Here is a 10,204-nt window from a genome sequence, read left to right as displayed (position 1 = left end):
GCGACCGGGGAGGCGCTGGAGGCGGGTCACGTCGACGCCGCCAAGGCCGAGGTGCTGGCCGCGGCGCTGACCGACCAGTCGTTCCAGGTGGCGCACGCGGTGGAGGACGCCGTGCTGCCGGACGCCGACCAGTGCTCGGTGGCCGAGCTGCGGCAGCGGGTGCAGCGCGAGATCCGATTGGCCGATCCTGACGGCGCCGCGGACCGGCACGAGCGGGCCCGCTGCACGCGCCGGGTGACGCACCCGCGGGCGCAGGCGGACGGGATGGCGTCGATGTGGCTGGTGCTGGCGGCGGAGGACGCGACCCGGGTCGACGGGGTCCTGGACCACGCGGCCCGCGCGGCGAAGGCGGTCGGTGACGGTCGGACCCTGGACCAGCTGCGGGCGGATGGCCTGCGCGACCTGGTGGTCGGGGACGTGCCGCCCTCGGACGGGCCGGCGTTCGAGGTCCACCTCGACCCGCCCGCGCCGGTGCTGCCGAAGCCCCGCCGGTCGGCGGAGGACCTCACCACGACCACCTTCAGCCTGACGCCCCGCCCGCCGGTCGACCCGATCCCGACCGCCACGATCGTCCCGCTCGACTCCACCGGATCGGACTGCGCCGCGGGCGCCGGCGACAGCGCCGTGACGGCAGCCTGCCCGGACGCTGCACCCGCGCCCGAGGCGTCGCCGATCCCCGGTCCCGCGCTCGGACCCTCGGCTGCCCCTGGTCCCGTGACCGGGCCCTCACCGGTCCCTGGTCCCGTGACCGGGCCCTCACCGGTCCCTGATCCCGCGACCGGCGGCTCGGCGGTCCCCGCTCCCGTGCCGGTCCCCGCGCCGCTGGCGCCGGCCGCGCTCACCCCGGCGCCGACCACCGTCCGCGGCGGCTGCACCCGATGCTCCGGCCGCCCCGGCGCCGAGGTCCGCATCACCATCAACGCGTCCACACTCATCGGCCTGGACGACCAACCGGCCGACCTCGACGGCCACGGCCCCATCGACGCGGTCCGCGCCCGGGCCCTGGCGGTCGGCGGGGTCTGGCGGCGGGTGGTCACCGACCCGGTCACCCACCGGCTGCTGGACGTCGGCCGCGAGCGCTACCGACCTCCCGCCGCCCTCGACGAGTTCGTGCGCACCCGCGACGGCACTTGCGTCGCACCCGGCTGCGTCCGCCCGGCCTGCGGCTGCGAGCTCGACCACACCGAGGAGTTCCACCCTCAGCCCGGCGCGGACCCCGACGCTGCCCTGGGCCGCACCGACGCGGACAACCTCGGGCCGTTGTGCCACCGGCACCACCGGCTGAAGACCGACGGCGGGTTCCGGCTGCGGCAGATCGAGCCCGGGCTGTTCGAGTGGCTCACCCCGACCGGGCACCGCTACCTGACCCGCCCGGGCACCGGGCAGAACCACGACGCCACGGCGGACCCCTACGACGAGCCGCCCCCGTTCTGAGGCAGCGGACCACGACCCGGGTCTCGGCCGCGAAGGCGACGAGGCGACGCCCGCCGGGCCCACGAGCGCCGAGCGACGGCCGCCGGGCCCACGAGCGCCGAGCGACGGCCGCCGACTCGGCGGCTCCGGAGTCGGCGGCCACCGGACCGATGGCCGCCGGACCGATGGCCGCCGGGCAGATGCCCGCCGGGCTCACGGCCGCCGGGCTCGATGTCCCCCGTGCCACCGGGCCCACGGCCGCCGGGCCGATGTCCCCCGTGCCACAGCGCCGGCGACCGCCCGGACGCCCGCGCGGCGCGCGCTCCGCCGACGCCCCTGTCGGCGGTGGGCCGTAGGCTGTGCGCTGTGTACGAGGGCGCGGTCCAGGACCTGATCGACGAGCTGGGGCGGCTGCCCGGCGTCGGTCCCAAGAGCGCGCAGCGGATCGCGTTCCACATCCTCGCGGCGGACCCGACGGACGTGCGCCGCCTGGTCGACGCGCTGACCGAGGTCAAGGCCAAGGTCCGGTTCTGCGTGCAGTGCGGCAACGTGGCGGAGGAGGACCTCTGCCGGATCTGCCGCGACCCGCGCCGGTCGCCCGCCGTGCTGTGCGTGGTCGAGGAGCCGAAGGACGTGGTGGCGATCGAGCGCACCCGCGAGTTCCGTGGGAGGTACCACGTGCTCGGCGGGGCCATCAACCCGATCGCGGGCGTCGGCCCGGACGACCTGCGGATCAAGGACCTGATGACCCGGCTGGCCGACGGCACGGTCACCGAGGTGATCCTCGCGACGGACCCGAACGTCGAGGGCGAGGCCACCGCCACCTACCTCGCGCGCCTGCTCGTGCCGATGGGCCTCACCATCAGCCGGCTGGCGTCGGGCCTGCCGGTGGGCGGCGACCTGGAGTACGCCGACGAGGTCACGCTGGGTCGGGCCTTCGAGGGCCGCCGCCGCATCAGCGCCTGACGCCGCCGCCGGGACCGGCAGGCACGACGCCCCGCGCCCCCACGGCCCCACGCGACGCCGCTGTCCGGTTCGTCCCCTCGGGTCGATGGACCCCCGCGTGTCGCGCCCGCCGGCGGGCGCGTCGCGATCCGGAGGGGCAGCATGGCCCCCGTGACCCGACCCGAGGACGACCTGCGCGTGGCGACCGACTCGGCCCAGGTGGACGACCTGGCGCTCGACCCGGAGGCCGCCGACCTGCGCGCGGTCGGGGACTCGACGGCCCGGGAGTGCCGGGCGTTCCTGACGACGGTCACCGAGGTGGCATCCGGGAGCAACCCGGACGCGGCGATCCCGCTGCTGCTGCTCGCCGTGTCGGACGTGCTGGCGGTGGGCGCGCGGCTCGGCGCGATCGTCGACGTGGTCCCGACCGACCGGTTCGAGCCGGACGTCGGCCCCGACCCGGACGTCGAGCCGCTGCGGGCCGCGCTCGCCAACGTGCTGGACGGCGTGGACGACTACGCCGAGGTGGTGGACCCGGTGCTCGGCGCGGAGGTCACCGCGTCCACGCTGTCGGGCGATCTGGTGGCCGTGACCGGCGCGCTGGTGCAGGGGCTGCGGCACCACGACCGCGGGCACGTGCTCGAGGCGCTGTGGTGGTGGCAGTTCTCCTACCTGTCGACCTGGGGGGAGCGCGCCGCGAGCGTGCTGCGCACCCTGCAGACGCTGCTGGCGCACCTGCGGCTGGACGTCGACGACGACGTGGCCGCCGAGGCGGAGTACGACGCGCTGCAGCCCTGACCCGGTCGGCCCCGGCGGCCCCGGCAGTCCCGCCGGCTCAGCCGACCGTCCACCGGCGCAGGTCGCCCCGCGCCCGGTAGCCCAGCTTCCGGAGCGCCCGGCTCATGTGGTTCTCCACCGTGCGCACGCTCAGGTGCAGCCGCTCCGCGATCTGCCGGTTGCTGAGGCCGTCCCGGCCGAGGGCCGCCACCTCGCGCTCCCGGTCCGACAGCGGCTCGGCCCGCGCCGGCAGGGGGAGGTCGTCCGCGGTGCCGTCGTCGAGCCCGAGCAGCTCGCGCGCGGCGGCGGCCAGCACGCCGGTGACCCGGGGCTGGACGCGGGGGAGCGCGGCGGCGGCGGCGTCCTCGTCGCCGTCGGCGAGCGCGAGCTGCAGGTCCAGGTAGGGGTCGAGCAGCGGGAGCACCACGCCCCGGCGGGTGGCCCGGATGGTCGCCGCGCGCTCGGCGGTGAACGGCGGCGGGGCGAAGGCCCAGGTCACCAGCGCGGGCTGCCGGAGCCCGGCCTCGGCGTAGGAGGACCCGGCGCGCCAGGCGATCTCGGCGCCGGTCGCGCGGTCGCCGTCGGCCACGGCCACGGCGATGGCGCCGACGACGCGCAGCGAGCGGATCAGCGGCCGGTACAGCCGCGGGGTCTTCTCGAGCTCCACGAGCAGCGCCCGGGCGAGGTCGAGGTTCCCGGCGCCGACCTGGAGCACGGCCCCGAGCGCGAGCCCGCGCCGGTAGTAGGTGGTCTCGATGGGTCCCGCGGGGCCGAGCCGCAGCGCCGTGCTCAGCACCCGCCAGGCGGCCTCGATCTCCCCGGTGAAGCAGAGCACCTCGGCCAGCACCGTGGCGTGGACGCGGATGCCGAACGCGTCGTAGGCGTCGTAGGCGGTGCTGAGCAGCAGGCGCTCGTGCCGCTCGGCCTCGTCGAGCCGATCGAGCAGGCCGAGGCACTCGCCGCGCAGGGCCGCGCGGTAGTGCCGGACCTCGTCGGCGTCGGGGTCCGACGCGCGGTCGGCTGCCTCGGCGCGGTCGAGCACCCGCAGGGCGAGATCCGGGCGCCCGGCCTCGAGGAGGGCGGCGGCGCGGAGCAGCTCGGGAGCGCCGCGGAACGTGGCGGCGGTGACGGGCAGCGGGTCGGCGGCGGCGACCGCCTCGGGGGGCTCCCCGTCGCGGATCGCGGTGACCAGGCGCTGCTTGAGGTCCTCGAGCGCGGTGAGCCGGCCGCGCCCGTCCTCCGGGGGCGCGGGGACGGGCCCGTCGTCGTCGCCGCGCCACGACTCCCAGCGGGTGCGGTAGTACCGGAACGTCAGCTCGTCGTCCTCGGTGTCGGCCGGGGCGCGCGCGGTGTCCCGGAACACGGCGGCGATCTGGTCGCGGGCCGGTCGCCGCATCAGCAGCACGAGGTAGGCGGTCGCGGTGCCGAGCCGGGGGTCGGCGGCCCACGCCGCCTGCGCCGCGGCCTCCGCCGCGGCCGCGCGCTCGTGCACGACGCCGGCGACCTGGGTGCTCCAGCGCAGGAAGTCCGCGCTGCCGGCGGCGTCCCGGGCGAGCAGGGCGGTGAGCTCGGGGCGCGGGGGCTCGACCACGGCGACGACGTCGCCGACGACGGCGCGGGCCGCGGCCAGCAGCCGGCGGCGGTGGGGCGGCGCGACGCGGTCCCGCAGGGCGCGGGCGAGGGCGGGCGGGGCGACGACGAGCAGCGCGTCGGTGCCGCCGGCCTCGTTCTCGACGACCCGGCCCTGGTCCGCGAGGTCGTCCAGCAGGTCGGGGTCGACCAGGCGGGCCGCCGCGGCGGGCGCCACAGGCCCGACGACGGCGAGCCGCTCGAGGGCGTCGACCAGGGTGTGGTCGAGGGTGGCCAGGAAGAGCGCCGCGACGGCCTCCGCCGGCACCTCCAGCAGCCGGCCGTCGTCGACGTGCCGGCCGTCGTCGCGCCGCAGCGCCCCGGTGGCGCGCGCGGCGGTGAGCAGCGCGACCGCGGCGCCGGGGTTGCCGCCGGACTGGGCGAGCAGGGTGGAGGTGAGCGCGGCGTCCGCGGGGCCGCCCAGCACGGTCGTCACGAGGGCGCCGAGCGCGGCGAGCCCGAGCGGCGGGACCCGCACCTCGGCCGGCGCCCGGGCGACCAGCAGCTCGCGCGGCCCGCCGGGCGGGGTGCGCAGCAGGTCGGCGGTGGTCGCGACGACGAGGCGGCACCCGGTGCGCACCAGGACGCGCTGCACGACGCGCAGGCTGCCCGCGTCGAGCCGGTCGACGTCGTCCAGGAGCAGCACGCTGCGCGGCGCCGCGAGCTCGTCGGCCAGCCAGGCGGTCAGCGCGGTCTCGTCGGGCACCCGGGCGGGCGCCGAGGGGTGGTCCAGCACCGCCGCGAACGGCGCGGGGCCGGTCGCGCGCAGCAGGACGCCGGGCAGCCGGCGGTCGGACAGGTCGGCGCGCAGGGCCTCCAGCGTCGCGGACTTGCCGATGCCGCGCTCGCCGCGCAGCACCACGTCCCGCCCGGCGGCCAGCCAGCGCCGGACCGCGCTCAGGGCCTCGTCCCGGCCCCCGCCGCTCATTGCGCTCCCACCCCGCTGCACCCCCTCGCGGTGCGCGACGCGCCGACCCCGGCGCCCGCCCGTGACCGCCCGGGGCCAGCGTAGGGCGCGCCACTCAACTGCGTACCCATCCGTACCCAACTCCGCATGGTCGCCACTCATGCGCGCACGCGAGGGCGGCGGGTGCCGTACGCGAGCACGCACCCGCGAGCACCACTCTGACCTGCGCCGGGATACCTGAGACGAGCACCTACGGAGTGGTCGCGCCGAGGTCGGGCACCTACGAGCAGCACCTGAATGGCGCGAATGAGGGGTGCGCGCCGACTTCCCTCGGGTGCCGAGCGACCGCCCCGGCCCGAGGGGGTGGACGGACCGACCCCGGAGGACACCATGACCGAGCAGACCACCGACCGCCGCCGGCGCCGCAAGGGCCTGGTCGCCTGGGGCGCCCTCGCGGGCGTCGCCGCGCTGCTGACCACCGCGGCCTTCACCGACGTCGCCCGGCTGAACATCGGCGCGAACGGCATCGGCGGCGCCGACAGCACGTACAACATCCAGGTCGGCGCCACGGACGCGGACGGCCGGTTCGTCGCCGGCTGGCAGGAGGCCGACGGGCCCGCGGGCGTGCCGATCGCGCTGGACGGCGCCGAGTCGCTGTTCCCCGGGTCGTCGCCGGTCGAGGTGACCATCCCGGTGCGCAACGACTCCGCGCACTTCGACTCGTCGCTCGCGCTCACCCTGGTGCGGCTCGCGGACGACGCCGGCGAGGGCCGGGTGACCGACGACGACTACCTGGCGAGCGTGCGGTTCTCGGTGCACATGCCGGGGACCTCGCTCGACGCCGCGGCCGTCTCGGCGAGCGACCTGACGTTCGCCGAGGTGCAGGCGCTCGCGCTGAACGACCTGGCGGCCCAGGAGTCGAGCACGGTCCGGCTGACCGTCCGGCTGCTGTCGCAGGCCGACTCGGGCGCGTCGTACGACGACAACTCCCTGGCCGGCAAGGGCGCGTACGTCCAGGCGGTGCTCGACGGCACGTCGATCTGACGAGCCGCCGCGCCTCCTGGTGCGGTCCGGTGCGGACGCCTGCTGGCGGCGTCCGCACCGGGGTCTCCCGCAGACCCCACGACCGGACTGACGACCAGACCCGACGACACGACCCCGGAGGAGCGGTGAGCGACGTGCGGTACCGACGCGCGGCGGCCCTGGCGCTGCCGGTGTGCCTGCTGGTCGGCCTGACCGCGGCTCAGGTGGTGACCCGCGACGACGTCGTGGTGCGGTTCGACGGCGTGACGTTCGCGCTCGAGACGGCCGCCACCGCGGACCGCGGCGGGGTCCCGAACCGGGCCGTCGCGGACTGGCGGCCCGCGGACGGCGACTGGCGGTCCGCCGACGAGCCGTGGACCGTCGCGCTGCCGACCGACACGCCGGCCCCCGGGGAGCCCGTGCGGTTCCGGGTGGCGGTGCGCAACGCGTCCGGGGCGCCGGCCGCTGTCGTGCTGTCGCTCGCAGCGGGCGGCGACGGCGCCCGCCCCGCCGACGACCCGACGGCCGACCCGACCGCGGACCCCACCGCCGGCCCTGGCGGCGACCTGTTCGACCACCTGCACGCCACGCTGTCCGAGGGCGGCGTGGTCCTGGCCGACGGCCCGGCGTCGACCGTCCTCGCGGCCCTGCCCGGGGAGGTCGCGCCCGACCGGGCGGAGGTCCGCCTCGTCGACGTCGCGATCTCGACGCCCGTGACGGGCGACGACCGGTGGGCCGGCGTCCGGACGCCGGTGCAGCTCGTCGTGGCGGGGGAGAGCCGGTGACCCGGGACCCGCGGCACCGCGCCCCGGGCCGAGCCCGGCCGCGGGCCCTCCTGGCCGCCGCGGGCGCCGCGGCGCTGGCCGTCGTCGTCGCCGGCGCCGTCGCCACGCACGCCGCGTTCACCGACGCGGCCGCCGCCGCGCTCGACCCGGTGGGCGGGGCGTACGACCTCGCGCTGGTCGGGTCGGGCGGCGCGCTCGTCGCCGGCGACCCCGACCCGCTGACCATCGAGCAGGTGGTGACCCTGCCGGACGGCAGCACCGCGGTCGAGGTCGACGTCGTGACGACCACGCCGGCCACCGGCCCGGTCACGCTCACGGTCCGCAACGGCCGGACCGCGGCGCTCCCGACCGACCCCGGGATGTCCGGCCCCGGCGCGGACCCCTACGACGTCGGGCTGTTCACCGTGACCGTCGACGGCCAGGAGGTGCTGACCCGCGTCCCGGCGGCCGAGCTGGCGCCCGTGACGGTCGACGGCTGGCAGACCGGCGTCCCGCGCACCGTCCGGCTGTCGGTGACCCTGCCCGCGGCGCTCGGCAACCCCTACTACTCCGGGCGCGCGATGGTCGTCGCCCTGCAGCTCGACGGGAGCACGTCATGAGGAGCACCGGACCGCTGCGCGCGCTGCCGCCCGCGGTCGCGCTGGGCGCGGCGGCGCTGCTGGTGACCGGACCCGCGGCCGGTCCCGCGGCGGCCGGCGTGCCGGCGGCCGACGCCGTGCCGCTCGTCGAGGGCGGCACCGCCACCGCACGGCTGGACGTGCCCTACCCCGGGCGCAGCACGGCGTTCGAGGTCGTCGCGCGGGCCGGCTCGGCCGGGCCGGCCGACCTGACCCTGCTGGTCGACGGGGGCACCGGTCCGCTCGCGTCCGGGCCGGACGGGCTGCGGCTCGTGCTCGAGGACGCGGCCGGCCGGGTGCTCGCGGCGGGCACCCCGGCGGAGCTCGCCGCGGCGCCGGTCGACCTGGGCACGATCGGCGCGGAGCCCGTCACCGTGCGCGCCACCGCCTCGCTGCCCGCCACCGCCGGCGACGAGCTGCAGGGCGTCGGCCTGACGCTGCGGCTCGGGCTGGTCGCCACCCAGGACCTGCCCGCGGCGGCCGACCCCGACCCCCGCCTTGGCGGCGTCCCGTCCGGCGTGCTGGCGGTCACCGGCGCGCGCGTGGCCGCGGCTGCGCTCGCCGCGCCGGCGCTCGTCACCGCCGGGCTGCTCGCGCTCGCCGCGCGCCGCCGGGGCCGGACCGAGGAGGACGCATGAGGCCCGCCCGCACGACCCGCCCCGCCGGCGTCGACCCCCGCCGCGCGCTCGCTGGGGCGGCCGCCGTGCTCGCGGTGCTCGGCCTCGCCGCCGTCGGGGCGACCAGCGCCGCCTACACCGACCGCGCCACCGCGGTGACCGACGTCTTCACCGCGCCGACCACCCGGTTCATCCCGCAGCCGACCTACCTGGCCGGCACGGGCACCGCGCTGCAGGACGACGGCACGATCGCCGTGTGGGGCTACCGCGGCAACGGGCTGTCCGGCACCGGCGTGGCGTCCGTGGGCCACGCCGACACGATCAGCCTGGTCACGCTGCCCGCCGACGACCACCCCGACGGGCGGCGCCGCGCGGTGAAGGTCGCGGGCGTCTCGCTCGACAACTACTACCCGACGGACGCGAACTACACGGGCATGGCGGCGCTGTCGGACGACGGCCGGGTCTACACCTGGGGCGGCAACCAGTCGCACAACATCATGGGCCGCACCGCGTCGCCGGTGCCGTTCAACCGGCCGGGCCAGGTGGCGATCCCCGGCACCGTCGTGGACCTGGTGTCGAGCGCGTCGGTGTTCCTGGCGCTCACCGACACGGGCGACCTCTACACCTGGGGCTACCCGCAGGGCCGGGGCGTGACGGGCCAGGGCGGCTCGTCCACCAGCAGCAGCACGCCGGCCCGCATCCTCACGGGCGTGCACTCGATCGGCGCCGGCGTCTGGAACGGCTGGGCGGTCCGCGGCGACGGCGTGTACTGGTGGGGCTGGGCCAACGCGGCCGGTGCCTACGCCGGCGCCCCGTCCGGCGACAACACGACCGCCAACGCCACGAGCCCGACCCGGTCGGCGGCCCTGTCGGCCCACGTGACGAGCGGGTGCACCGCGGTCGGCGTGGTCGCGGGCTCGCCCGAGGACGACTGCACGCTCCAGCGGCTGACCGGCCACTACTACGGCAGCCAGGCGGTGCTCGCCGACGGCACGCTCCTCACCTGGGGCAACGCCGTGGAGTGGGGGACCGGGCGCCCGTCGGGCACCACCGCGCAGAACAACACCCCGACGGCGATCACGCTGGCGGCCGGGGTCACCGCGGTGCGCGTCGCGCCGACCGAGGACTACGTGCTGGTGCTCGGCAGCGACGGCCACGCCTACGTGTGGGGGCGGTACTCCTACGCCCGCGGGGTCGACCCGGGCACGGGGCTCGTCTCGTCGACCAACATCCGCGAGCCCGCGCGGATGACCGCGCTGGGCGAGGTCGTCGCCGTGTCGGGCCACGGGTACACCGGCGGGGCGCTCCGCGCCGACGGCACGCTCGTGCTCTGGGGCGGCACCACGCAGGGCGGGAACAGCAACACCTACCGGACCGTGCGGGACTCGTTCCGGCCGACGGGCATCGGGATCGCGAGCGCGCAGCCGCTCACGGCGCTCGTGCTGCCCGGGACGGAGGCGGCGCAGTGAGCCGGCACCCGGCGCCCCGCGG

General features: G+C 77.9%; 9 protein-coding genes. 8 read left to right on the top strand and 1 reads right to left on the bottom strand.

Going from position 1 to position 10,204, the window contains the following annotated elements:
* The 3 genes from VER05_RS06210 to VER05_RS06200 form a co-directional block, all read left to right on the top strand.
* The coding region (locus VER05_RS06210) for an HNH endonuclease signature motif containing protein (protein ID WP_324844511.1) at positions 1 to 1,434 on the top strand (1,434 nt) is incomplete at its 5' end.
* A 345-nt stretch (positions 1,435 to 1,779) separates the two neighbouring features.
* Entirely contained in the window at positions 1,780 to 2,379 is a 600-nt protein-coding gene (gene recR, locus VER05_RS06205) for a recombination mediator RecR (RefSeq protein ID WP_147794914.1), read from the top strand.
* A gap of 207 nt (positions 2,380 to 2,586) precedes the next feature.
* The gene (locus VER05_RS06200; protein ID WP_414647563.1) at positions 2,587 to 3,156 is read left to right on the top strand and encodes a DUF5063 domain-containing protein; all 570 of its coding nucleotides are present in this window, start codon (positions 2,587 to 2,589) and stop codon (positions 3,154 to 3,156) included.
* Positions 3,157 to 3,193: 37 nt separating this feature from the next.
* Here the strand turns inward: VER05_RS06200 and VER05_RS06195 are convergent, their stop codons facing one another.
* On the bottom strand, positions 3,194 to 5,692 hold the full coding sequence (locus tag VER05_RS06195; protein ID WP_324844510.1) for a helix-turn-helix transcriptional regulator: 2,499 nt from the start codon (positions 5,690 to 5,692) through the stop codon (positions 3,194 to 3,196).
* A 369-nt stretch (positions 5,693 to 6,061) separates the two neighbouring features.
* On the opposite strand from VER05_RS06195, the gene VER05_RS06190 reads away from it, so the two are divergent.
* From VER05_RS06190 to VER05_RS06170, 5 genes are all read left to right on the top strand, one after another.
* Entirely contained in the window at positions 6,062 to 6,715 is a 654-nt protein-coding gene (locus tag VER05_RS06190) for a hypothetical protein (RefSeq protein WP_324844509.1), read from the top strand.
* 134 nt (positions 6,716 to 6,849) lie between these two features.
* On the top strand, positions 6,850 to 7,479 hold the full coding sequence (locus VER05_RS06185; RefSeq protein ID WP_324844508.1) for a hypothetical protein: 630 nt from the start codon (positions 6,850 to 6,852) through the stop codon (positions 7,477 to 7,479).
* A complete protein-coding gene (locus VER05_RS06180) occupies positions 7,476 to 8,078 on the top strand; it encodes a hypothetical protein (protein ID WP_324844507.1) in 603 nt (200 codons plus the stop codon). The genes VER05_RS06185 and VER05_RS06180 overlap by 4 nt, the downstream gene beginning before the upstream one ends.
* Positions 8,075 to 8,734, top strand: coding sequence for a hypothetical protein (locus VER05_RS06175; protein ID WP_324844506.1), 660 nt, complete (start codon positions 8,075 to 8,077; stop codon positions 8,732 to 8,734). The genes VER05_RS06180 and VER05_RS06175 overlap by 4 nt, the downstream gene beginning before the upstream one ends.
* Positions 8,731 to 10,182 carry a hypothetical protein gene (locus VER05_RS06170; RefSeq protein WP_324844505.1) on the top strand — a complete coding sequence of 484 codons (1,452 nt, stop codon included), beginning with the start codon at positions 8,731 to 8,733 and terminating at the stop codon, positions 10,180 to 10,182. The genes VER05_RS06175 and VER05_RS06170 overlap by 4 nt, the downstream gene beginning before the upstream one ends.
* Positions 10,183 to 10,204: the final 22 nt, after the last annotated feature.

It is taken from the genome of Cellulomonas sp., from assembly GCF_035634735.1.
Lineage (GTDB): Bacteria > Actinomycetota > Actinomycetes > Actinomycetales > Cellulomonadaceae > Cellulomonas.
The sequence above is the reverse complement of the archived record's forward strand: the minus strand, read 5'-3'. Positions and strand labels throughout refer to the sequence as shown.